Below are 23,575 nucleotides of genomic sequence, written 5' to 3' on the forward strand. Positions count from 1 at the left end.
TCGTTTGCTGATACTGATTCTCTTTACCGCACTTATCCTTGTTTTTTTACTCGGAATGAGCCTGCTCAGACAGGGGCTGATTGCTTTAACGTATTCAAAAATTGAGAAGAGCCTCCTCTTGTTTACCGACCACCCTTTGAAAGCTTTTCTCATCAGCATTGTATTCACGGGTTTTCTTCAGAGCAGCTCAGCTTTTATGGTTATTGTGATTGGCTTTGTCAGTGCAGGCGCTTTGCCTTTTAAACGGACCATTCCGATGATTCTCGGCACGAATGTCGGCTCCACATTTACGACGGAGTTTTTGGCCATAAAGATGGATGTGCTCATTTGGGTGCTTTTGATCGGCGGCCTTGTGTTTATTCTTATCCGGAAATATCCGTTCAGGCAGATCGGCGTAAGCTTTCTCGGTCTCGGCATCATCTTTTTTTGCATCACGTGCTTCAGCCGTCTTGCCGTTCCGCTGACAGAAATGAAGGCGGGGGCGGAGGTTTTGCGCCATGTAAATGATTCAAGCTGGTCCGCTCTTTTGATCGGCATGATATTGACGGCCATCATTCATTCAAGCTCCGTCTGCATCGGCATTTTAATGAGCTTTATGAACGAAGGGATGATCGGCATTGAACAGGCGGTCAGCGTCGTTCTCGGATCTAATATCGGGACATGCGTCACGGCCGTCATGGCTGCTGTTTCAGGGGGTTATGCCGCCAGACAGACCGCCGGTGCTCACGTTGTCTTTAATATACTCGGCGTACTTCTTGTCTTTCCCTTCCTGTCCGCAGCAGCAGGTTTTACAGAGCGGCTGTCTGACGATCCCGCGCAAATGATCGCGCATTTCAGCCTTTTGTTTAATGTTGTCACCGCGTTATTATTTCTGCCGTTCACGCATTTATTTTATCGGCTGATTGACAGGCTGATCCCTCCGAAACCGTAAAAAACCGATGCGTGAAAGCATCGGTTTTTTATCTGTTACGAAGACATACGCATGTTCTGAGTCATTTCTTCTTCAACAACGCGGACGAATTGTCCTTCATTGTACGGATAGCCCGCTTTTTGAATTTTGACTTTGACAAGTTTGCCGATTAAATCTTCCGTGCCTTTGAAGACGACTTTCATGTAATTGTCTGTATAGCCGACGAACATGCCGTCTTCATCAGACTCTTTAAACGTCTCTTCCGGAATGATTTCAAGAACCTCTCCTTCATAATCGGAGGCGTATTCTTTGGCAAGCTGGTCAGACAGAGCAATCAGCTTGTGCACCCGTTCATTTTTCACATTCTCGTCAACCTGATCTTCCATTCTGGCCGCAGGCGTTCCGGTGCGTTTGCTGTAAGGGAATACGTGAAGCTCAGAAAATTTATGTTCTTTAATGAACCGGTATGTTTCCATAAATTCTTCTTCCGTTTCACCCGGAAAACCGACGATAACATCAGAAGTGACAGCAAGACCCGGCAGCGCTTCTTTCAGCTTATTTAAACGGTCCGCGAAAAATTCCATCGTATATTTGCGTCTCATCCGTTTCAGAACGGTGTTTGATCCTGACTGAATCGGGATGTGAAGGTGGCGGACAATTTTATCAGACGCATCCAGCACTTCAATCACTTCATCAGTGATTTGGCTTGCTTCAATAGATGAGATTCTGATTCTTTTCAGTCCTTCTACACGTGTATCCAATTCACGGAGAAGCTTGGCGAAATTAAAATCTTTCATATCTTCGCCGTAGCCGCCCGTATGAATCCCCGTCAGAACGATTTCTTTATAACCGGCATCCACCAGCTGCTGCGCCTGTTTAATGACCTCTTCAGGACCGCGGGAACGAAGCAGGCCGCGCGCCCAAGGGATGATGCAGAACGTACAGAAGTTGTTGCAGCCTTCTTGGATTTTCAATGACGCTCTTGTCCGGTCAGTAAAAGCGGGAACATCCAGCTCTTCAAACACACGTGCTTTCATAATGTTGCCGACGCCGTTGATCGGCTGGCGCTCTTCTCTGTACTGCTCAATGTAACCGAGCATTTTTTCGCGATCCTGCGTGCCGACGACGATGTCAACGCCCGGGATGGCCATAATTTCTGCCGGAGATGTTTGCGCATAGCACCCCGTTACGCAGATGACGCCGTCAGGATTTTGGCGGATCGCCCGTCTGATGACTTGACGGCTTTTTTTATCTCCCGTGTTTGTTACCGTACATGTATTAATGACATATACATCTGCTGTCTGCTCGAATTCTTTTCGTTCATAACCCGCATCTTTAAACAGCTGCCAGATTGCTTCTGTTTCATAATGATTGACCTTGCAGCCAAGGGTATGAAAAGCAACAGTTGCCATTACTGATCACCTCTTAATAACTCTGTATGATAGGAAACTGCGCTTAACGCGTAAAGCGGCGCAGTTTCAGTCCGTAAAATTCTAGGTCCGAGGCCGCATAAGACGGCGCCTTTTTCTGAAAGCTGCTGAACTTCAGACTCAGTCAGACCGCCTTCAGGGCCGAATACGATGAGAAGAGACGAACCTTTCGGAAGGCTTTTGAGCTCCGCGGCGAAAGCGCCCGTTTCTCCCTGTTTTGATGACTCCTCGTATGCAACGACACATTTATCGACATTCTCCGCCATTTCAAGCAGCTGCCGGAACGTATGAACGGCTTTCACTTCGGGAATTTCATTGCGGTACGATTGCTCCGCCGCCTCCTTCGCGATTTTCGCCCATCTCTCCCGCTTCTTCTTTGCCTTTTTGTCGTCAAGCTTAACGACGGATCTGGCGCCTTGAAAGGGGATGAACATATTTGCCCCGAGCTCGGTCCCTTTTTGAATAATCCATTCAAGCTTATCGCCTTTCGGAAGGCCGCTGGCGATCCTGATTTTTAACGGCAGCTCACGGTTTTCTCCCGTCCATTCAGCAATGCTGCATGAAATATGATCTTTAGAAACCTCTTTGAGCAGGCATAACGCTTCATGGCCGTCTTTCGAACAGCAGATTATCCGGTCTCCTGCACTCATTCTCATGACGTTTGCAATGTGGTGGACGTCCTCTCCCGTAATTTGAAAATCGGGGGTTTCGTCCATCTCCTGCTTCGTGAGCTCGATAAAATATCGTTGCATACGCTGTGACACCTACTAACTGTTATTTTTTCGCGATGATGCTGACCCAATCTTCCATAGACAGAATTTCTGTAATGGTAAAACCGGCTTTTTCCAACGCTTCTTTTACTTCCTGTTTTTTCTGGCCGATAATGCCTGAAGTAATAAAGTGGCCCCCGTCTTTTAGCAGGTCATACGCCTGCGATGTAAAGCGGAGAATCACTTCCGCCAAAATATTCGCGACAATGACATCGTGTTCGCCTGTAATGCCGTCTAACAAATTGTTCTGTTTCACTTCGGCCGTATCGCTTACTTTGTTCAATTTCACATTCAGACGCGCGCTTTCGACAGCGACCGGGTCAAGATCATACGCATGAACCGATTCAGCCTCAAGCATGGCGGCTGCAATGCTCAAAATTCCTGAGCCGGTGCCGACATCAATGACACGGTCGCCTTTTTGAACGATACGCTCAAGCGCCTGAATGCACAGAACGGTTGTCGGATGCGTTCCCGTACCGAATGCCATGCCCGGGTCCATTTCGATAATCAGTTCATCGGTATTCACGGGTGTGTACGTTTCCCATGTGGGTAGGATCGTGAATTTTTCAGAAATTTTTACCGGATGATAATACTTTTTCCAAGCTGTCGCCCATTCCTCTTCATTAACTTCAGAAATGGTGATTGTGTTTCTGCCTAAATCAATGTCGTACAAAAGCAGATTATTAATCGTCTCTTTAATGCCGTCGACCGTTTCGCCAAGGAAACTGTTGATCGGCAGATACGCTTTGACAATGACACCCTCATCGGGGTAATCATTGGGGTCGAGCTGGTAGATTTCCCCGTAAACATTCTCACGCTCTTTCATTAAATCAAGCGGATCTTCGATGACAACCCCGCTCGCACCAGCTTCATGCAAAATATTTGAGATGGGTTCGACCGCTTCATGTGTTGTGTGAATGCTGATTTCGGACCATTTCAAAACTACCAACTCCTATCCAATCATTACTCGCCTTTAAATGCGCGTTTTACTTTGTCAAAGAAACTCATTTCTTGTTCATCCGGCAGGTTGCCGCTGACTTCAGCGAACTCGCGGATGATGTCTTTTTGTTTATCTGTCAGATTCGTCGGCGTAACGACGCGGACGACAATGTGCTGGTCGCCTTGTCCGTAGCCGCGGACATTCTGCACGCCTTTGCCTCTTAATCTGAATTTTGTGCCGGTTTGTGTGCCGGCAGGAATTTTTAATTTCACTTTTCCGTGAAGCGTGGGCACTTCAACTTCGTCTCCGAGTGCCGCTTGGGCAAACGTTAACGGCATTTCACAGTAAATATCATCTCCGTCACGCTCAAAGAACTCGTGGGCGCGCACATGGAATACGACAAACAGGTCTCCCGGAGGACCTCCGTTTACACCCGGTTCACCTTGACCCGGAACGCGGAGCTGCTGTCCGTCGTCCACACCGGCAGGGATCGTAACGTTGATTTTTTTCCGTTTTTTCACTTTGCCCGTGCCGCCGCAGTCAGAGCACTTGTTTTTAATGATTTTTCCTGTTCCTTCACAGTGGTGGCAGACTCTTCTGTTAACCACTTTGCCAAACGGCGTGTTCTGTTCGACATTCAGCTGGCCTGAACCGCCGCAATGCGAGCACGTCTCCGGCTTTGTCCCCGGCTTCGCGCCTGAGCCTTTGCATGTTTCACAATTCTCTTCGCGAGGAATTTCAATGATCGTCTCTTTTCCGAAAGCCGCATCTTCAAATGACAGTGTCATTGTATACTGCAGATCCGCGCCCTGCCTCGGCGCGTTCGGATCACGGCGTCTCGTGCCGCCGCCGAAGATGCTTGAGAAGATGTCATCGAAACCGAAGCCGCCGAAGTCTCCTCCGCCGCCGAAACCGCCGCCGAAGCCCTGATTAGGGTCAGTATGGCCGAATTGATCATATTGAGCCCGTTTTTGGTCATCTGAGAGCGCTTCGTATGCTTCTTTTACCTCTTTGAATTTTTCATCTGCTCCGGATTCTTTATTGATATCAGGATGATATTTTTTTGAAAGCTTCCGATAGGCTTTTTTGATTTCATCCTTTGAAGCGCTCTTACTTACTCCAAGCACTTCATAGTAATCACGCTTACTCATCTCGCTTCACTCTCCCGAATTTCTCACATAAATTAGATTGTATCATTTTGAATTATGTTTTTTCAATTCCTTTTATCCCGGGCAAGAAAAAAAGTCAAAGCCAAGAGATGCCTGACTTTGACTTTCTGTCTGTTGAATCAGAATATGCTGTGTGTTCTTTTGCGTTCTGCGGAAAGAACTTATTTTTTCGTTTCGTCGTCTTTTACTTCTTCGTATTCCGCATCGACAACGTTATCGTCCGCTTTTTTGCCTTCAGCGTTTGCTGCGCCTTCAGCCTGCTGTGCTTTTGCCGCTTCTTCATAAAGCTTCATGGAAAGCTCTTGAACGATTGTTTGAAGCTCATCTTTTTTCGCTTTGATCTCTTCAATTTCGTTTTTCTCGATAGCTGCTTTCAGCGCGTCTTTCGCGTCGTTTGCTTTTTTCACTTGGTCTTCATCCACTTTGCCTTCCAGGTCTTTTAATGTTTTTTCCGTTTGGAACACAAGCTGGTCAGCTTCGTTGCGGACTTCGATTTCTTCTTTTTTCTTCGCATCAGCGTCAGCGTTTTCTTCCGCTTCTTTCACCATGCGTTCGATTTCGTCATCAGAAAGACCTGAAGAAGATTTGATTGTAATGTTTTGTTCTTTTCCTGTGCCTAAGTCTTTCGCTCTTACGTTTACGATACCGTTTTTGTCAATATCGAAAGAAACTTCGATTTGCGGTACGCCGCGCGGTGCAGGCGGGATATCAGTAAGCTGGAAGCGGCCGAGTGTTTTGTTGTCGGCAGACATCGGGCGCTCACCTTGAAGCACGTGAATGTCAACGGCTGTTTGGTTATCAGCAGCAGTTGAGAATACTTGTGATTTGCTTGTCGGAATTGTCGTATTGCGGTCGATCAGTTTCGTGAATACGCCGCCCATTGTTTCAATACCGAGTGACAGCGGTGTAACGTCAAGAAGGACAACGTCTTTTACGTCTCCTGTGATGACGCCGCCTTGAATTGCAGCACCAAGCGCTACAACTTCATCCGGGTTTACGCCTTTATGCGCTTCTTTGCCTGTTTCTTTTTTGATTGCTTCCTGTACGGCAGGAATACGTGTAGATCCGCCGACAAGGATAACTTTGTCGATTTCGCTTGCAGAAAGATCCGCATCTTGAAGAGCCTGACGGACAGGAGCCATTGTGCGCTCAACGAGATGAGCGGAAAGCTCTTCGAATTTAGCGCGGGTCAATGTCAGCTCAAGGTGAAGAGGACCTGCGTCTCCCGCTGTGATAAACGGTAAAGAAATTTGTGTAGATGATACGCCGGAAAGATCTTTTTTCGCTTTCTCAGCCGCATCTTTCAAACGCTGAAGCGCCATTTTGTCTTTTGACAGATCAATGCCGTTTTCTTTTTTGAATTCTGCTACGAGATGGTCGATGATGACTTGGTCAAAGTCGTCCCCGCCAAGACGGTTGTCACCGGCAGTTGAACGGACTTCAAACACGCCGTCGCCAAGTTCAAGCACAGATACGTCAAACGTACCGCCGCCAAGGTCGTAAACAAGAATCGTTTGGTCTTCGTCCGTTTTATCAAGTCCGTATGCAAGCGCTGCTGCAGTCGGCTCGTTGATAATACGCTCTACTTCAAGACCGGCAATTTTACCGGCATCTTTTGTCGCTTGGCGTTCTGCATCGTTGAAGTATGCAGGAACCGTGATAACAGCTTTAGAAACTGTTTCGCCAAGGTAGCTTTCAGCGTATGCTTTCAGATGCTGAAGGATAATGGCTGACACTTCTTGAGGCGTGTAGTCTTTTCCTTCGATTTCTACTTTATAGTCAGTACCCATATGGCGTTTGACAGACATGATTGTGTTAGGGTTTGTGATAGATTGGCGTTTTGCCACTTCCCCTACTTGGCGCTCGCCGTTTTTAAATGCAACGACTGACGGAGTAGTACGGTTGCCCTCAGCGTTAGCGATAACTGTCGGCTCGCCGCCTTCAAGCACTGCCACACATGAGTTTGTCGTACCCAAGTCAATTCCGATTACTTTACTCACTTTGAATTACCTCCTGCTATGTAGTTATTGATTCACTTTAACCATTGAAGGACGGATGACGCGGTCCTTCAGTTTGTAGCCTTTTTGCAGTTCTTCGATAACAATATTGCTGCCGAAGTTTTCATCTTCCACCTGCATGACGGCTTGGTGAAGGTTCGGATCAAATTCCTGACCGACAGCTTCGATGGCTTCAACGCCTTCTCTTTCAAGAGCGTCCATCAGCTGGCGGCGGACCATTTCCATACCTTGCAGCAAGCTTTTTGTCTGCTCGCTTTCAGCTTCTACCTGTAAGGCCCGTTCAAAGTTGTCGAGAGCCGGAAGGATTTCCGTTACGACGTTTTGAGAACGGTATTTTTGAGCAGCTTCCATTTCAAGGCGGCTGCGTCGTTTATAGTTTTCAAAGTCTGCTTGAACACGCAAAAGCTTATTTTCTTTTTCATCAAGCAAACCCTGCAATTCATCAATTTGGTGCTGAAGGGCTTCTTCCTGACCTGCCGTTTCTTCATGCTGTTCTTGTGAAGCGGCTTGTTCTGCCTGTTCTGTCGTTTCTTCTTGTTCTGCTGCTTCAACCTGTTCTGCGGTTTGTTTTTCTTCTGACATTGTGTTCACCTCCCTCAAATGCTGTAAAAAGATGACTGAAAATGATTGCCAAAATTCCCTTATTCATCATACAAACTTGTGAATGCTTTTGACAAGTCCGAAGTCACGTGCTGCAGCAGGCTGACGACTCTTGAATAATTCATGCGTGTCGGCCCGATAATAGCGATTGATCCGATCTGCTTCGTGTCAACCGTATAGGTGGCCGTGATCAGGCTGCAGTTTTCCATTTCTTCGTAGTCGTTTTCTTTACCGATTTTGATTGAAATCCCGGCTTTTGACGACTGAAACAGCTTCAGGACATCCTGCTCTTTTTCAATTAAGGATAAGAGCGAGCGGACCCGTTCAATATCATGGAACTCCGGCTGATTCAGCATATTGATTTTTCCGCCGAAAAATAATTTCTCAACATGGCCCGCCGGATGGAATGTGGAGCGGAGCGATTCGAGAATGCTGTCATAGTTGGCGATATGCTGCCTTAAATATGTGACAACCTCTTTAAAAATACGCTCATTCAGTTCGTCCATCGGAACGCCCGCTAATCGGTCGTTCAATATATTGACCAGTTTTTCAATATCGGCCAAATCCACTTTAGCCGGGAAATTGATCGTGCGGTTTTCGACATGCCCCGTATTCGTAACGAGGATGGCGACCGCCTTATCCGGCTGGATCGGAACGATTTGAATCTGTTTAAGATAATTCTCGCTCAGCGTCGGCCCGAGAACAATCGATGTGTAGTTTGTCAGTTCGGACAGGATCTGCGCTGATTTTTGGACTGTTTTTTCAAGCTCGAAGATTTTTTCTTTAAATATCGAGTGAATTAAATCCAGATCGGTTTTTGTCAGCTTGACGGGTGACAGCAAATGATCGACATAATACCTGTACCCTTTTTCCGACGGAATCCGTCCTGAGGATGAATGGGTTTTTTCAATAAAGCCCAATTCCTCCAAGTCAGCCATCTCGTTTCTGATCGTTGCAGAGCTGAATGTAATCTCGTCTTTTTTTGAAAGAGTTCTTGATCCTACAGGCTGCGCTGATTGTATAAAATCATTAATAATCACTTGCAGGATCAACAGCTGACGATTTGTTAACATCATCATCACCCCTGTTAGCACTCAAGGTCAGCGAGTGCTAATTCTATATCAAAAGTAACAAACGAAAAGAAAAATGTCAATTATAACTCACCCAAAAAAGCGCCAAAAACCTCATTTCCTAATAATTTGCCTTCATGCGTTAATGCTACCGATTTTTCCGAGTCACAGATCAGGCCTTTTTCAGTTAAATCTTTGAGAATATCAGGAAACAGTTCATCGACTGAACGTCCGAATTTATCCAGGAAAGCTTTTTTTTGCACGCCTGACATTTTTCTGAGACCGAGGAACATTTCTTCCTCAATCTGCTCTTCACGTGTCACCTCGTGCGTGTCCCGGTAAGGCAGCCCTTTTTCTTCGATGAGCTGAATATAATGTTTCACGGGACCGGCGTTGACGGTGCGGGTGCCGCTGATATATCCGTGAGCCCCTGCGCCAAAACCGAAATACTCTTCATTGCTCCAATAGGTCAGATTATGCTGCGACTCGTACCCGGGCTTTGCGAAGTTGCTGATTTCGTATTGGCGGATGCCCGCTTCACTCATCTGCCTCATGACCGTTTCATACATCTGAGCCTCTTGTTCTTGCGCAGGGAGATGCAGGCGGCCTTTTTGCATCAAATTATAAAACACTGTTTTCGGCTCGACGATCAGCGAGTAAACGGAATAGTGCTCCGCATCCAGCGACAAAGCCGTTTTAACAGAATTGTCAAGGTCAGCCAGCGTCTGTCCCGGCAGGCCGAACATTAAATCGAGACTGATGTTGTCAAAACCGAGCGCCCTCGCCCGTTCAAAGGAGCTGAACACGTCCTTTTGTTTATGCACCCTGCCGATTTTCTGCAAAAGCGCGTCTTCGAAAGTTTGAACACCGAAGCTCAGCCGATTTACACCGGCATTTTTCAGGATTTTTAATTTTTCCGAGGACAAGTCATCCGGATTCGCTTCCGCGGCAAATTCAATGAGTCCGTCAGAAGGCTTCAGCACGCGGTGAATGGAATCCATCAGTTTTTCAAGCTGGGCGGGCGAGAGCGATGTCGGCGTGCCTCCCCCGATAAAAATCGTGCGAAGATCAGGGCGGCCCGTACGTTCTATCGTATTTATCATTTCCTTTTCGAGTGAGTTTAAGTACTCATCGACAGGCTGGCTCTGAATAAAATATTTATTGAAATCGCAATAGTGGCAGATATGCTCACAAAACGGAATATGAATATAAGCTGATTTCATTTGAAACACCTTCTTCTTTACAGAAAGAAGCCGCAGTGCGGGACTGCGGCGGCTTCCGTTATTTTTTCGGGCTGTCATCCATTTTAAGGACGGCCATAAACGCTTCCTGCGGCACTTCGACTGAGCCGACCTGCTTCATCCGGCGTTTTCCTTCTTTTTGTTTTTCAAGAAGCTTCCGTTTCCGCGATATGTCTCCGCCGTAACATTTTGCAAGAACGTTTTTCCGCATGGCCTTAATGGTTGAGCGGGCCACGATTTTCTGTCCGATCGCCGCTTGAATCGGTACTTCAAAGTGCTGGCGCGGAATAAGCTCTTTCAGTTTTTCCACAATTACTTTTCCGCGTTCGTACGCGTAATCGCGATGCACGATAAATGAAAGGGCGTCGATTTTTTCTCCGTTCAGCATAATGTCCATTTTGACAAGTTTAGACGGCTTGTAGCCGATCAGCTCGTAATCGAAAGAGGCGTACCCTTTCGTACTGGACTTCAGCTGATCAAAAAATTCGTAAACAATTTCCGCAAGAGGCATCTCGTATACAATGCTGACCCGGTTGGCGTCTAAGTACTGCATATCGATAAAGTTGCCCCGTTTCCCCTGACAAAGCTCCATAACCGCTCCGACATAATCGTTCGGAACCATCATCGTCGCTTTGACATAAGGTTCTTCCACCCGTTCTATTTTTTGCGGGTCAGGCATGTTTGACGGGTTATCGACGACGATCTTTTCACCGTCCGTCATATATACGTCATAAATAACGCTCGGCGCGGTCGTGATGAGATCAATTTTAAATTCCCGTTCAATCCGTTCTTGAATGATCTCCATGTGAAGCATTCCTAAAAAGCCGCAGCGGAAGCCGAAGCCGAGGGCTTGTGACGTCTCCGCCTCGTATTGAAGGGAGGAGTCATTCAATTCAAGTTTTTCCAGAGCCTCGCGCAAGTCATTATATTTGGCTGTGTCAATCGGGTAAAGTCCGCAATAGACCATCGGATTGAGTTTGCGGTATCCCGGAAGCGCTTCTTCCGCAGGCTTAACCGCGCTTGTAATCGTATCACCGACACGGGTGTCGCCGACGTTTTTAATAGCGGCTGTCAAATAGCCTACATCACCGACTGTCAATTCGTCAGCCGGCTGCGCTTTCGGCGTGAAGACGCCGACTTCGATGACTTCAAACTCTTTTCCGGTCGCCATCATTTTAATTTTCTGGCCAGGTTTTACCGTTCCTTCTACGACTCTGATATACGCGACGACTCCGCGGTACGCGTCATAAAGGGAGTCAAAGATGAGCGCTTTCAGCGGAGCTTCCGGATCTCCCGCGGGAGCAGGCACTTTTTCTACGATCTGCTCTAAAATGTCTTCGATGCCGATACCAGCTTTCGCTGAAGCGAGGACGGCGTCTGAAGCGTCAAGACCGATAACGTCCTCAACTTCTTGACGCACACGTTCTGGCTCTGCGCTCGGGAGATCGATTTTATTAATGACAGGAAGAATCTCAAGGTCATTATCAAGCGCCAGATAGACGTTGGCCAATGTCTGCGCTTCAATTCCCTGGGCTGCATCAACAACGAGAATCGCGCCTTCACAAGCAGCCAGGCTTCGTGATACTTCATATGTAAAGTCGACGTGTCCGGGCGTGTCGATGAGATGGAATATATATTCTTCTCCGTCTTTTGCTTTGTATTTCAGCTGAACGGAATTTAATTTGATGGTAATTCCCCGTTCGCGTTCAAGGTCCATTGAATCAAGCAATTGTTCTTTCATTTCCCGCTGGGTGATCGCCGATGTTTTTTCTAAAATCCGATCCGCCAAGGTCGATTTGCCGTGGTCTATATGGGCGATGATCGAGAAATTCCGGATTCTTGACTGCCTCTCTAAACGCTTTTCTTTATCTGTCACAATCTATCACTCCTACTATTAAACGCAAAATACACTAGCTTAGATTATATCAATAGGATTGTAAACATTCAATTAAAACAAGAAAGAGAAAAGCTTCCTATTTGGAATCGTCCGCTTTTCTCCTTAAAATGCTATCGGTTCAGTTTCGAAACCCACTCGTACATCGCCTGGGCCGAGTCCGTCACGGTATTTGAAAGGGTTTCCCCGGCTTTTGAAAACAGGTTGAAGGTTTCCGCCTGTTCCAGCTGTTTTTGTTTTTCTTCCAGATCTTTCGCCGTAACGGTTTGGCCCAAAATGGATGCCTCTTTTTCCTGACCCTCTCCGCCGCTAAGCGTGAATGCACCTTTTAAGGAGGGGTCTTTGTATCCTTTCATATCAAGCATTCCGCTGTTTGCCTGCTGCATGCCGAACAAAACGCCGACAAACATGACAATGGCGATCAGCAGGCATTTGCCGGTAAATCGGATCATTTGCATCACCTGATTTCTATTGTTTTTTCTTCTCTCCTGATTGCGAGCTGACTTTTTCAGCATCCCAGTACAGTTCGCTGAATACATCGGCTACGGCATCGGATGCGCGTCTCAGTTCTTCAAGGTTGTTATCCACGCCTCCGAATTCCAGCAGAAGCGACCGGTCGTTTAAATCCTGGTTGTATACTCCATTATCTCCCGGAGAGCCTTTTGATAAAACACCGACGCTTAAGCCGGGATATTTTTTCTCCATGAGCTTATGAAGTTCACTTGCGAGCTTATAGTTTTCTTCAAAATTGGCGCTTTTTTTGCCGACAACGATGGCGACTCTGGCATAGCTTTTTCCTTTAATATCGGCTGTCGTATTTTTCTTGCGGCGGGAATCCCGGTGAATATCTATGGTATATTGCAGATTTTTATTTTTGGCGAGCGCGCTTTTTACAACCGGTCTTGATTCGTCATAGCTACGCGCATAATTTAAACCGTCTTTGTTCAGGCGGCCCTGAATGTCGGTTTTATCTACGTCCGCTCCTACGCCTTGCGCTTCCAGCGCTTTTCCGAACATATCTCCGACAAGCGTGACATTGGCCTTCGAATGGCGGGCGTTATCCGGATTTGTTTCCCCTTTTAACAGAGGGAGATAGGATTCGGTATTGTGAGTGTGATAAATAAAGACGACTTTTTTGCTGCCGGTCGAATGCTTTGGCGGCGCCGTTTCTTCTTTTTTCGTTTTGTTTTCGATTTCTGCAAGATTCACTTCTTTTTCTTTTTCCATCACCTTTGACGGCGGCGGAGATTCAGCCGGCATATTCGTATAATCCGTCCCCTGCCCCGCCAACAGGATCTCCGTATCGTATTGAGCGAATCCCGGCAGCTCGCGTCCCAAGAAGCTCCGCGGATCTTCCAGATTAATGCTTGTCGCCAGTTTTAAGGAAAGCCGTGACAGCTGAAACGAGTCTTTTTCAGGAAGCTCTGATGCGAAATAATGATTTTCCATGCCAAGGAGGTGTGCAAACGCGTCACCCGGAAGCTCTCCGGCAATTCCGTGAAGAGAATCGGAAGAAAGCCTCAGTTCAGGGCGAAGCGATGTGAGCACACCGGATAATACGAAAATAACGATAAGGCTTGTCATAAACAAAAACATGCCCTTGAGCGCATTTCCACCGTTTACTGCAACGACAATTTGACGGTTTCTGCGTTTTTTTCTCATGATTTGAATCCCTCCAGCGCTTGTCTAGTAATTACTCTATGAACAAGCTAGAGGAGGTAGAACCATTTTAATGATTATAAGAACCTTTGTTATCTTGTGAGACCTTTTCATGAAGGGCGGTGTTTAACCCATTTGCAAGCACGTTCGCCATATCATCAATAAAGGTGTCAATCTCCTTCGGCGTGACCATCAGATTATGGCCGAGCGGAGAAAGCACTTCATGAATCAGCTGGCGTTTTTCGTTTTCGTCCAGCGTGCCGACAATGCCTAAAAAGGATTGGCGCTCTTTTTCTCCGGGAAGATCTTCATCTGTGAGCACCTTCTTTTTGCCGAAGTTCATTCCGGCGGGCACCAAAGACCTCGACGGGCTGTCATCTTTCATTTCTCTGCCGAAATGCTTTAATATGTAGTCCACTGTATCACTTGCGATCGTCACCGCATCAACGACAGTCGGGACACCGATTGCGATGACTGGGATGCCGAGCGTCTCTTTGCTTAATTCTTTTCTCTTATTGCCGACGCCTGATCCCGGGTGAATGCCCGTATCAGAAAATTGGATGGTCGTGTTCACCCTTTCAACGGCTCTTGCCGCAAGAGCGTCTACAGCAATCACAAAATCCGGCTTCGATTCTTTGATCACGCCTTGAATAATATCGCTCGTTTCAATTCCCGTTAATCCCATCACTCCGGGAGCAAGCGCGCTGACCGGCCTGTACCCTTCCTGCACATTTTCCGGCTGAAGCCTGAACAAATGCCGCGTCACAAGCAGATTTTCGGTCACGAGAGGGCCGAGTGCATCCGGCGTCACATTCCAGTTGCCGAGACCGACGATCAAACAGCTTGCATCCTTTGGAATTTTTAATGCCGCCAGATAGGCGGAAAATTCCTCGGCAAACACTTCCGTTACTTTTTCCTGCATTTCAGAGTCGTGCTCCCTCACACCCTGCGCTTCGATCGTGACATAGCGCCCCTGCTTTTTGCCCGATAGCTCGGCGCCTTCTTTTGTAATATCCACAGTTCTGACTTTAACGCCGCCCTTGTCGCGTTCTTTTTCAATAAACCCGTTTATTTCTTTTTTCTGACCGGCTTGTCCGTCTTTTACCGCCTGTTTTGTTTCTACCGCTAAATCCGTCCGTATCAGAAATTGATTGACATCCAGTTCGTTGTTTTTCACGGGGAAGACCTCCTTCAATCATCGTGGTACATAGTGTGGCCATTTGTAAAACGAATCATGCGAATTTACCCATCAACGAAAAATACTTTACATTTATATTGCAATCTAAAGTTCTGTTTGATAGAATACAATTTGTTCTATTGTGAAGAAGATTTAACCTTAAGACACTGTGCTACAGGTTGTATCTTAGGAGGTGAAACACATGCCAAACATTAAATCAGCGATTAAACGTACAAAAACAAACAACGAACGCCGCGCTCATAACGCGACAATCAAATCTGCTATGCGTACTGCAATCAAACAAGTAGAAGCTTCTGTTGCCAACAACGAAGCGGATAAAGCGAAAACTGCTCTTTCTGAAGCAGCGAAACGCATTGATAAAGCAGTGAAAACAGGTCTTGTACACAAAAATGCCGCAGCTCGATACAAATCTAGACTTGCGAAACAAGTGAACGGACTTTCTGCATAATACAAAAACGATCCCTGGTAACGGGGATCGTTTTTTTCATTCGTTCCGGAGAAGTTCAAGGAGAAAGAGCTCCAGCAAGAGCTGCTTGTCCTTTTTCCCGGTTTTCATTTCGTAATCCATCACTGCGAGTTTCTCTATAATACGCCTGAGCTCTTCTTCAGAAAAAAGCCTCGCCTGGTCCATCGCCAGCTTTACCCGGAAAGGGTGAACCTTTAAATTGGATGCGATTTGCTTTTGACCGTATCCTTGTCCGGCAAAATACTTCGTCTGCATAATGAGACGGAACTGGTTGGCGATCAGCGCCATGATTTTGATCGGTTCTTCGTTTTGTTTTAAAAGATCATAAAATATTTGAAGGCTTTCCGTCCGTTTTCGGTTCACGATTTTGTTGATCAGCTCAAAAATATTCTGCTCCAAACTTCTCGCGACAAGCTCCCGGACATCTTCAAGCGTAATCTCATGTCTGTCTCCGGTGTAGGCGGAGAGTTTTTGTATTTCCTGATATATGGAAGACAGGTGGCCGTTTGCAAGCAGAACCAAATGCTCGGCAGCTTCTGCGTCGATCGTTTTATTTTCGGATTTTGCCAGATTAATCGTAAAGTCAGTCGTTTCCTTTGCATTCAGCTCCTTAGCTTCAATCATCAGAGCTTGCTGCTTCAGCGCCTTCGTCAGTTTTTTCCGCTCATCCAGCTTCTCATACGGAGCCACAATCACAAAAACCGTATAAGGCGCAGGCTCCTTCAGATAAGTCTCAAGAGCGCCTGTATTGTGCTCTATTTTTTCTTTCTTTTTTTCCCCTGTTAAAAAAGACGGGTTTTTCACAATGACCAGCCGCTTCTCCCCCATAAACGGAAACGTTTCCGCATCGGTTATCGCCTGATCAAGCGGATCCTCTTCAAGATCAAAAACAGACAGGTTAAAATCTTTTGTCCCCTCATCAACGACAGCTTGTCTGATCCGGCTGACAGTCTCTTGGAGAAGATACGTTTCTTTTCCGTATAAACAATAAACGGAGCGGACATCCCCTTTTTTCAGGGCTTTCCAAACATCAAATACCATGATCGTATGACTTCCTCTCTTTCTTGATCCCCTTCTATCCTAAATTGAGTTAGGCAAATAGTAAAGAGGAAGCTTTAAAAAGGACAGCTTCCTCATTTATAATAAACGCCTGATTCACAAGCTCCCGGGGCTGCTTGTAAAAAGGCGATAATCACAAGAACAGAAAACGTTACCATCACTTCTAGATTTTTCAAAACAATTCCAGTATACTTAGGGAAGTCAGGAGGGATGAAATTGAATGATTTTGAAAAAAACGTTCAAAGCAAACGAAATGATGCTGTTGACTCAGCTGTCGGTTTTGTCGTGTCCTTCGGATTTTTCGCCTTTTTGTTCGTGATGGCAACAGCCATCCATCTTATCGGCTCTTAGCCGCATTCCGGGCTGCTGTCAATCGGCAGTCTTTTTTACTTCCTGCGCCCTGGTTTCTTCTATATCATATGGAGGAAAGACAGAAAACGTTCCGGCGCCTTTTTTAAATCTGTATTGAATCGTTCCGCTGAGATCGGTGCGAAGCACATTGACAGAGTACGCTTTCAAACGATCCAGCACCTCTTCATGCGGATGATGGTAACGATTATCTTCACCTGCTGAAATCAGTGCCGCTTCCGGCTGAAGCTGTTTCAAAAAGGCTTCACTCGTAGAGCTTTTGCTGCCGTGATGACCGGCCTTCAATATATCAGCCTTCAGATTCGGATACGCTTTCAGCACTTCCGTTTCGCCGTCCGATTCTAAATCTCCCGTCAAAAGCCAGCTCACTCCGCCTAAAACCGTCCAAAGCACCAGTGACGAATCATTTTTACTCTTTACATCAGATGACTCCGGGGACAGCACCTGAAACTGAAGATGACCGGCTGTAATGATGTCGCCCCGCTTTGCTTCAGCAACGGGAATGTTATTTTCTTTCGCCATCTTCAATATGTCCTGATCCTTCGGTTCCTTCACGAATCCCATGGGAACAATCAGCCGTTTGACTCTATGTTTTTTGATTAATACTCCGGCTTCCCCGATATGATCCTGATCCGCATGGGTTAAAATCAGCGCATCCAGCTTTTTCACCCCTTTTCCGTTCAAAAACGGAATCAAAACCTTCTCACCGATAGAATACGGGTGGCGTTTTTCTTTCCATGATTCTCCCGGATAAGCCACCACTCCCCCTGTATCAACCATTACGGTTCCTTTGCGGTGCGGCGCACTTATAAACAGCGAGTCTCCCTGCCCGATATCAAGCATATCCGCTTCTCCCCAGGGACTGAAATAAGGACGGAACATTAAATAAACCAAAACCGCGCAGAAAAAAAGAGGCGATGTCCTGAGTTTCAAAAAACCTCCCTTTTCCAAAGCTGCAAAAAGCGTAAACACGGAAACCGCAAGCAGAAGAAGGGAAAGAAAGTCAGGCTTTGACACAATCATTGTAAATAAATCAACGGATGCCGCATATGTCATGAAATCATGCACAGGCTTCATTACAAGGTCAAACATATAAAACAAACATTCCCCGACCTGCCTTGAAAGTAAGAGAAGAAGGAAACCGATGACCGAAAATGGAATGACAAATAACGTATAAAAAGGCACCATCACCATATTCATCGGAAAACTGACAAGCGAAATCTGCTGGAAATGATAGAGCAGAAACGGAAGCGAACTGAGCTCCGCAATGAATGAGGCCATCGCAAGCCCGGCAAGTCTTCTTTTCCCTGCTTTCTTTAAAATGGAGGATGATAGAATTAAAGCGGCGCTTACCGCAAAAGAAAGCTGGAAGCCCGCCTGCCAAAGGAGGTAAGGATTAAACATGAGGAGCAGCAGATAAGACACAGACAATGCAGTCGAGGAATGAATTCTGCGTTTAAAAAGAGTTCCGGCGATATAAAATCCCAGCATGAGAGATGCGCGCAATACGGACGGGGCCGCACCACTTAACAGCGTATACACCGGTAAAAAAAACAGCAGCAAAACCCCCGCCTTTTCTCTTGTCAGCCCGATTCTGATCAGAACATAAAATATTCCCGCGGTAATCAGACCGACATGCATTCCGGAAATGGCCATTAAATGAACGACTCCCAGATTTTGATAAGCGTTCAGTATATCGTCCTCTATAGAAAATCTTTCTCCTAAGTTCAGCGCTTCTACAATTCCGGCAGAGGATTCAGGCACGTGATTTTGAATGATCGAAATCAAATTCTTTCTGATGTTGAGCAGTTTATACAGCGGCATGCCGGATTTTTCACACTGCTGAATGGAAGTCACGGAAAATAACCAGTGAATATGCTGAGAATTAAGATATTCCTTATAATCAAAACCTCCGGGAATCGTCGCATGTCCGGGCTGTTCCAAAGAGCCGGTAAACACGCAGCGCATCCCCGGTTCCAGCTGTTCAATGAGACTTTTTTCTTCAAGAGACCGGATTTTGTATGAAGCGGCCCATTTTTCTTTGTCATGCGTTCGGATAACGGCAGACATTTTCGCCCCGTCAACCTTCGGAATATTTGTGATGACGGCCTGTTCAGTATAGCTCCCGGCCTGATACCGGGATACATTCGCAGCGTCACAAACCGTATACAGAAAGAAATAAAGACAAAAAGAAACGAGGCTGACGATAAACGGTGTGTACTGCTTTGTTTTTACAAAAATAAAGAGAAGATACAGAAGGAAAAAGAATAGAACCCAGAAGAAATTTGCGGCGGCAATTCCCGCGGTTGCAGAAACCGCCGCCAGAGGCAGAAGAAGGTATTTATATTTCATTTATACGTAACTGGTAAACAGCTCATTGGCCTGTTCATGAATTTTTTTCAGTTCATCCGCCTTAACTCCCGCATCAGATAATTGCTGAATCAAACCCGCTACAAAAGACAATTTTTCGCGGTTTTTCAGATCAATGATCATTTCATCAAGTTCAACCTGTTCCACCTTGACTCCTGCTTGGGTGAACAGCTCTTTTGCGTATGGCTGTGTTTTGTAATCTTCGGCATAATAGACCGTTTTGATGCCCGCCTGAATAATTGATTTACAGCATTGAATACAAGGATAATGCGTCACATAAATTTCGGCGCCCTCAGTCGGCACACCGAACTTAGAACATTGCAGAATTGCATTCATCTCTGCATGTATGGTCCGCTGGCAGTGATTATCTATTAAAAGACATCCTTCATCAGCACAATGGACGCCGCCGGCAATTGAACCGTTGTACCCGCCGGCAATCATCCGCTTGTCTCTGACAACGGTTGCCCCGACTGACAGTCTCGGACATGTGCTTCTCAGCGCCAGCAAATGGCTTTGCGCCATAAAATATTGATTCCATGAGATTCGTTCCACAAGTGTTCCCTCCAAAAGTCTTGTTGCTTTTCTAAGTTTACATAGTTTTGAGCAAAACCGTCAATTCACTTTACCGTAATGGAAGTTTTTATCCGCTCAAATGACTTTTCTCCAAAGCCTGATACCTTCATCAAATCTTCAGCAGTCTGAAACCGTCCGTTTTCTTCCCGGTAGGCGATGATTGCTTCCGCTTTTTTCTGCCCCACACCGGAAATCGCCTGAAGTTCGTCCAGAGTTGCCGTATTGATATTGACAGGCGCATCCTCCTTCTCACCTGCTGCGGTTTTCGGGCGATTCTCCTCTTCGCCTTCGCTCGGAATATAAACGACCGTCCCGTCTTGCAGCTGCTCTGCTAAATTAACATTCAGTTCATCCGCCTTTTCCTTCAGGCCGCCGGCTTTTTCAATGGCTTGTGTCACTCTGTCTCCCGCCTTCATTTCATACACGCCTGGATTTCGGACCGCTCCCTTAATATCAATCATAATCTTATCGTCTGCGGTGTCTGTTTTGTCCGTGCCGGATGCTGAGGCTGTTTGGCCGAGCACGGACTGCTGTTTGACCAGTTCTTCTTTTTCAGGACGAAACAGCCAAATGCAGATAATAACCGCTCCTGCCGTAAGACAAACACCCAGAATTTTCAGGTTCCGCCGCATCTGCTCCGTCATCATCGCTTTCGTCATATTGCATTGCCTCCCCGCATAAGGTTTAGAGGATTAAGGGAAAAAGGAGGGGAATTCATTGAAAATAGGCTTTATCGGCACCGGAAACATGGGAACGATCCTGATTGAATCGTTAATTGAATCAAACGCTGCCGATCCCTCACATATCACCATCACAAACAGAACAATCGAAAAAGCATTAAAACTAAAAGAGCGTTTCAGCGGCATCCATGTCACCGAGGATCAGGAAAAGCTCGTACAGGAAAATGAAATGATATTCATTTGTGTAAAACCGCTGGATATATATCCTTTGCTGAAGAAGCTCACACCTCATTTACTAAAAGATCACATTTTAATCTCCATTACCAGCCCTGTTCAAACGGAACAGATTGAACATACGGTTCCGTGCCAGACGGCCCGTGTCATTCCGAGCATTACAAACCGCGCCTTTGCCGGTGTCTCGCTTGTTACGTTCGGCAATAGCTGCAGTGAGGCTGCAAAAGCGGATATCCAAACGCTGATCACTCATATTTCAAAGCCTGTAGAAATCAATAGCGGTATAACAAGGGCGGCGTCAGACATTGTCAGCTGCGGCCCTGCTTTTATGAGTTATCTCGTTCAACGCTTTATTGACGCGGCAGTGGAAGAAACGGACATCACCAAAGAAGAAGCCGTCATTATGTCGACGGAAATGCTTGTCGGTCTCGGAAAGCTTCTGGAAACAGGGCATTACACCCTTCCCGCCTTGCAGGAAAAAGTGTGCGTTAAAGGCGGCGTCACCGGAGAAGGACTGAAGGCGCTTGAAAGCGGTGTACAGGATATGTTCAACCGTGTCTTTCAGCGTACACATGACAAATACGATGAAGATATATCTTTAGTGAAGAAGCAATTTCACGTGTAAATGAGTATGCCATAAAACGCTATAACGTGCCAATCGGCAAAAATGCATTTTAAAAACCATCGTTTTGTTTAAACGATGGTTTTTGGTTTGCCTGCCGTAAAGAAAAGACGCTCGGACTCTCTTGAAGGAGGCCGGTCTGTAAAATCAGCCGTCACTTTCTTCAGTTCAAATCCTGTCTCTGCAAGCATTTGTTCATATTCTTCAATGTAAAATGTTTTTTGCTCATGCGTCTCGTCATAGCGGTCATAAGTTTGTCCGTTCCACACGAAAAAGGACATATCATGGATGACAGAAAGCTCTTCATCGCCGGCAAAACTTTGCCAAATATAGCTGATCTGCTCATCCTGGTCCGCATGGGTGCTGTCCGGAAAAAGCTCCGTCATTTTATATGGGGAATGGACGTCAAACAGAAGCAGGCCGCCCTCCTTCAAAACTTGAAAAACACTTTTGAAGGTGCTCAAGACATCATTTTTCGTTTTTAAGTAATTGAGGGAATCACAGCAGATGACTACGGCATCAAACTGTTCATCAAAACCGGAAAGCTCTCTCATATCCTGCTGGAGAAAAAGAATCGGCTTTCCCGTTTTTTTCTGCTGGGCACAGCTCAGCATGTCTTCACTCAAATCAATCCCCGTGACTTCGCAGCCTTTTTCGGCAAGCCTGATGGATATTTCTCCGGTTCCGCAGGCAAGATCAAGCACCTTTCCCTTTTCCGGAAGAGACGCTTCGATCCAGCCCGCCCATTCATCATACGGCGCATGGGACATTAACTCGTCATATACGCCGGCGAAGCCTTGGTAAATCATGAGTTCAAGCCGAGTTCAAGCTCTGCGAGCGGCGCGTCGCCCCATAGCTTTTCAAGATTGTAGTAGCTTCTTTCATCTTTATGGAAAACGTGGACAATGACGTCGCCGAGATCAACTAAAATCCAGCGGGCCTCATCAAACCCTTCCATCTTTTTGACATCAATGCCGTTTTCTTCTGCCTGATCTTTAATTTCACGCGCAATTGCCTGAACCTGTTTATCAGAATTCCCGTGGCAGATTAAAAAGTAATCCGCTACAAGTGAGATTCCTTCCATGTCGAGCGCTAAAATATCCTCTGCACGTTTATCGTCGCATGCTTTTGCTGCGATTTTTAATACGGAAGCTTGATCCATTTCCATATTCCTCCTGTCAATTTTGAGACACCAGCCAGTTATAGGTTGCAAATGTCTCCGGGAAGACCGGCTGGTTTTTTTTCATCAGAAATATCATTGTATTTTTCAGCGCTTGTATAAGCGCTTCGTTCAGATCCGTTTCCGCCAGGCGGCGCACATCTTCCACTCCGGGGAAATGGCGGCCGGGTTCAATGTAATCCGCCACGTAAATGACTTTGTCTAAAAGGGTCATTCCGGGACGCCCTGACGTGTGATAGCGGATCGCGTCTAAGATCTCCGGGTCAGTGATCCCCGCTTCTTTCTCAGCCAGATACGCCCCCGCAGGAGCATGCCAGAGCTCGGCATTGTAATCCAAAAGCTCAGCCGGCATTTTTTCCCGCACGATGATCTGCTTCATTTCTTCTTTCGGCCGGAATTTGGCGTAATCATGAAAAATAGCCGCCATTTCCGCTTTTTTCGGATCTGCTCCGAACCGGCCTGCGAGAATAACCGCCGTATCTGTCACGCCGATTGTGTGGATGTAGCGATGCTCGGTCAGCTGTTCTTTGACGCAGGCAAGTGCTTCCTCACGATTCATATAAATCATTCTCCTCTATATACTGCCTCACTTTATCCGGCATTAAGTATTGCGTCGTTTTTTTTGCTTTGAGACGTTCTCTCAGCATCGTTGACGATACGTCAAATTCCGGAACGTCGGCAAAAAGCAGCGGATACGGGGTCTCAATATGATACCCCGGGCGCCGCACTCCGATAAATTGAATGAGTGTAAGCAGTTCGTCCAGTTTGTACCATTTCGGCAGATATTCAATCATATCCGCCCCGATAATAAAGAAAAGCTTGTCGTTCGGGTGCCGCTCCTTCAGTAAACGGACGGTATCATAGGTATAAGAAGGACCTTTCCGCTCCATTTCCGCAAGCTCAAGCTTAAAACCGGGATTTGAGCTGATGGCAAGCTTCAGCATCTCAACCCGGTGCCGGCTGTCGGTAAAGTCTTCATTCTGCTTATGCGGGGGAATTTTATTCGGCATAAACCAAATCTCATCGAGCTCCGCCTGATGAAGGACTTCATTAGCCATCAGAAGATGACCGTTATGCGGAGGGTCAAATGTGCCCCCGAATATTCCGATTTTCTTCATGTCAA

General features: G+C 46.4%; 23 protein-coding genes and 2 pseudogenes. 4 read left to right on the forward strand and 21 right to left on the reverse strand.

Translation table 11 applies throughout. The features are described 5' to 3' along the window. Positions 1–4: 4 nt before the first annotated feature. Positions 5–931: a Na/Pi symporter gene (locus ABDB98_RS12065; RefSeq protein WP_060964723.1), complete on the forward strand. Its 927-nt coding sequence runs from the start codon at positions 5–7 to the stop codon at positions 929–931. A gap of 35 nt (positions 932–966) precedes the next feature. Here the strand turns inward: ABDB98_RS12065 and mtaB are convergent, their stop codons facing one another. The 12 genes from mtaB to gpr form a co-directional block, all read right to left on the reverse strand. After that, positions 967–2,322 carry a tRNA (N(6)-L-threonylcarbamoyladenosine(37)-C(2))-methylthiotransferase MtaB gene (mtaB, locus tag ABDB98_RS12070; protein ID WP_438420251.1) on the reverse strand — a complete coding sequence of 452 codons (1,356 nt, stop codon included), beginning with the start codon at positions 2,320–2,322 and terminating at the stop codon, positions 967–969. Then, positions 2,322–3,092 (reverse strand): 16S rRNA (uracil(1498)-N(3))-methyltransferase, encoded by a 771-nt coding sequence (locus tag ABDB98_RS12075; RefSeq protein ID WP_438420252.1) that lies wholly within the window; start codon positions 3,090–3,092, stop codon positions 2,322–2,324. The genes mtaB and ABDB98_RS12075 overlap by 1 nt, the downstream gene beginning before the upstream one ends. A 22-nt stretch (positions 3,093–3,114) precedes the next feature. Then, a complete protein-coding gene (gene prmA, locus ABDB98_RS12080; protein WP_438420253.1) occupies positions 3,115–4,050 on the reverse strand; it encodes a 50S ribosomal protein L11 methyltransferase in 936 nt (311 codons plus the stop codon). A 23-nt stretch (positions 4,051–4,073) separates the two neighbouring features. Then, positions 4,074–5,201, reverse strand: a complete 1,128-nt coding sequence (gene dnaJ, locus ABDB98_RS12085) for a molecular chaperone DnaJ (RefSeq protein ID WP_016938906.1) — start codon at positions 5,199–5,201, stop codon at positions 4,074–4,076. 179 nt (positions 5,202–5,380) lie between these two features. Next, positions 5,381–7,219, reverse strand: coding sequence for a molecular chaperone DnaK (dnaK, locus tag ABDB98_RS12090; protein ID WP_438420254.1), 1,839 nt, complete (start codon positions 7,217–7,219; stop codon positions 5,381–5,383). A 24-nt stretch (positions 7,220–7,243) separates the two neighbouring features. Continuing rightward, positions 7,244–7,819 (reverse strand): nucleotide exchange factor GrpE, encoded by a 576-nt coding sequence (grpE, locus tag ABDB98_RS12095; RefSeq protein WP_016938904.1) that lies wholly within the window; start codon positions 7,817–7,819, stop codon positions 7,244–7,246. Between the two features lie 59 nt (positions 7,820–7,878). Continuing rightward, positions 7,879–8,910 carry a heat-inducible transcriptional repressor HrcA gene (gene hrcA / locus ABDB98_RS12100; RefSeq protein WP_016938903.1) on the reverse strand — a complete coding sequence of 344 codons (1,032 nt, stop codon included), beginning with the start codon at positions 8,908–8,910 and terminating at the stop codon, positions 7,879–7,881. A gap of 80 nt (positions 8,911–8,990) precedes the next feature. Next, a complete protein-coding gene (hemW, locus tag ABDB98_RS12105) occupies positions 8,991–10,130 on the reverse strand; it encodes a radical SAM family heme chaperone HemW (RefSeq protein WP_438420255.1) in 1,140 nt (379 codons plus the stop codon). Positions 10,131–10,188: 58 nt separating this feature from the next. Beyond that, complete coding sequence (gene lepA / locus ABDB98_RS12110) at positions 10,189–12,024, reverse strand: translation elongation factor 4 (protein ID WP_438420256.1); 1,836 nt, start codon at positions 12,022–12,024, stop codon at positions 10,189–10,191. Between the two features lie 131 nt (positions 12,025–12,155). Continuing rightward, positions 12,156–12,494 carry a YqxA family protein gene (locus tag ABDB98_RS12115; RefSeq protein WP_016938900.1) on the reverse strand — a complete coding sequence of 113 codons (339 nt, stop codon included), beginning with the start codon at positions 12,492–12,494 and terminating at the stop codon, positions 12,156–12,158. Positions 12,495–12,510: 16 nt separating this feature from the next. Then, complete coding sequence (spoIIP, locus tag ABDB98_RS12120; RefSeq protein ID WP_438420257.1) at positions 12,511–13,704, reverse strand: stage II sporulation protein P; 1,194 nt, start codon at positions 13,702–13,704, stop codon at positions 12,511–12,513. A gap of 67 nt (positions 13,705–13,771) precedes the next feature. Further along, complete coding sequence (gene gpr, locus ABDB98_RS12125; protein ID WP_438420258.1) at positions 13,772–14,878, reverse strand: GPR endopeptidase; 1,107 nt, start codon at positions 14,876–14,878, stop codon at positions 13,772–13,774. 202 nt (positions 14,879–15,080) lie between these two features. Between gpr and rpsT the strand changes: the two genes are divergently transcribed. Then, positions 15,081–15,347, forward strand: a complete 267-nt coding sequence (rpsT, locus tag ABDB98_RS12130) for a 30S ribosomal protein S20 (RefSeq protein WP_003152876.1) — start codon at positions 15,081–15,083, stop codon at positions 15,345–15,347. 17 nt (positions 15,348–15,364) lie between these two features. Here rpsT and holA read toward each other — a convergent pair. Together holA and ABDB98_RS12140 are read right to left on the reverse strand one after the other, a co-directional pair. After that, positions 15,365–16,406 (reverse strand): annotated as a pseudogene (gene holA, locus ABDB98_RS12135) (DNA polymerase III subunit delta); the annotation flags it as partial. A gap of 39 nt (positions 16,407–16,445) precedes the next feature. After that, a pseudogene (locus tag ABDB98_RS12140) lies at positions 16,446–16,600 on the reverse strand (hypothetical protein). A gap of 40 nt (positions 16,601–16,640) precedes the next feature. Here ABDB98_RS12140 and ABDB98_RS12145 point away from each other — a divergent pair. Next, positions 16,641–16,775, forward strand: a complete 135-nt coding sequence (locus tag ABDB98_RS12145; protein WP_003152870.1) for a YqzM family protein — start codon at positions 16,641–16,643, stop codon at positions 16,773–16,775. Positions 16,776–16,793: 18 nt separating this feature from the next. Here ABDB98_RS12145 and ABDB98_RS12150 read toward each other — a convergent pair whose 3' ends face one another. The 3 genes from ABDB98_RS12150 to ABDB98_RS12160 all read right to left on the reverse strand — a co-directional run bounded on the left by ABDB98_RS12150 (position 16,794) and on the right by ABDB98_RS12160 (position 20,395). Continuing rightward, entirely contained in the window at positions 16,794–19,145 is a 2,352-nt protein-coding gene (locus ABDB98_RS12150) for a DNA internalization-related competence protein ComEC/Rec2 (protein WP_438420259.1), read from the reverse strand. Beyond that, positions 19,146–19,715, reverse strand: coding sequence for a ComE operon protein 2 (locus ABDB98_RS12155; protein ID WP_016938895.1), 570 nt, complete (start codon positions 19,713–19,715; stop codon positions 19,146–19,148). It lies immediately after the preceding gene. Between the two features lie 65 nt (positions 19,716–19,780). Further along, complete coding sequence (locus ABDB98_RS12160; protein WP_438420260.1) at positions 19,781–20,395, reverse strand: helix-hairpin-helix domain-containing protein; 615 nt, start codon at positions 20,393–20,395, stop codon at positions 19,781–19,783. A gap of 58 nt (positions 20,396–20,453) precedes the next feature. Between ABDB98_RS12160 and comER the strand changes: the two genes are divergently transcribed. Then, complete coding sequence (gene comER / locus ABDB98_RS12165; RefSeq protein ID WP_438420261.1) at positions 20,454–21,275, forward strand: late competence protein ComER; 822 nt, start codon at positions 20,454–20,456, stop codon at positions 21,273–21,275. Positions 21,276–21,343: 68 nt separating this feature from the next. On the opposite strand, the gene ABDB98_RS12170 is transcribed toward comER, so the two are convergent. Genes ABDB98_RS12170 through ABDB98_RS12185 form a run of 4 tightly spaced genes read right to left on the reverse strand, consistent with a single transcriptional unit; the run spans position 21,344 to position 23,570 of the window. Next, positions 21,344–22,081: a class I SAM-dependent DNA methyltransferase gene (locus ABDB98_RS12170; protein WP_438420262.1), complete on the reverse strand. Its 738-nt coding sequence runs from the start codon at positions 22,079–22,081 to the stop codon at positions 21,344–21,346. Then, positions 22,078–22,434, reverse strand: coding sequence for a ribosome silencing factor (rsfS, locus tag ABDB98_RS12175; protein ID WP_016938891.1), 357 nt, complete (start codon positions 22,432–22,434; stop codon positions 22,078–22,080). The genes ABDB98_RS12170 and rsfS overlap by 4 nt, the downstream gene beginning before the upstream one ends. Before the next feature lie 16 nt (positions 22,435–22,450). Further along, a complete protein-coding gene (gene yqeK, locus ABDB98_RS12180; RefSeq protein WP_047475592.1) occupies positions 22,451–23,011 on the reverse strand; it encodes a bis(5'-nucleosyl)-tetraphosphatase (symmetrical) YqeK in 561 nt (186 codons plus the stop codon). Further along, positions 23,001–23,570 carry a nicotinate-nucleotide adenylyltransferase gene (locus tag ABDB98_RS12185; RefSeq protein ID WP_016938889.1) on the reverse strand — a complete coding sequence of 190 codons (570 nt, stop codon included), beginning with the start codon at positions 23,568–23,570 and terminating at the stop codon, positions 23,001–23,003. The genes yqeK and ABDB98_RS12185 overlap by 11 nt, the downstream gene beginning before the upstream one ends. Between the last annotated feature and the right edge of the window lie 5 nt (positions 23,571–23,575).

Source organism: Bacillus siamensis, assembly GCF_051628075.1.
GTDB lineage: Bacteria > Bacillota > Bacilli > Bacillales > Bacillaceae > Bacillus > Bacillus siamensis.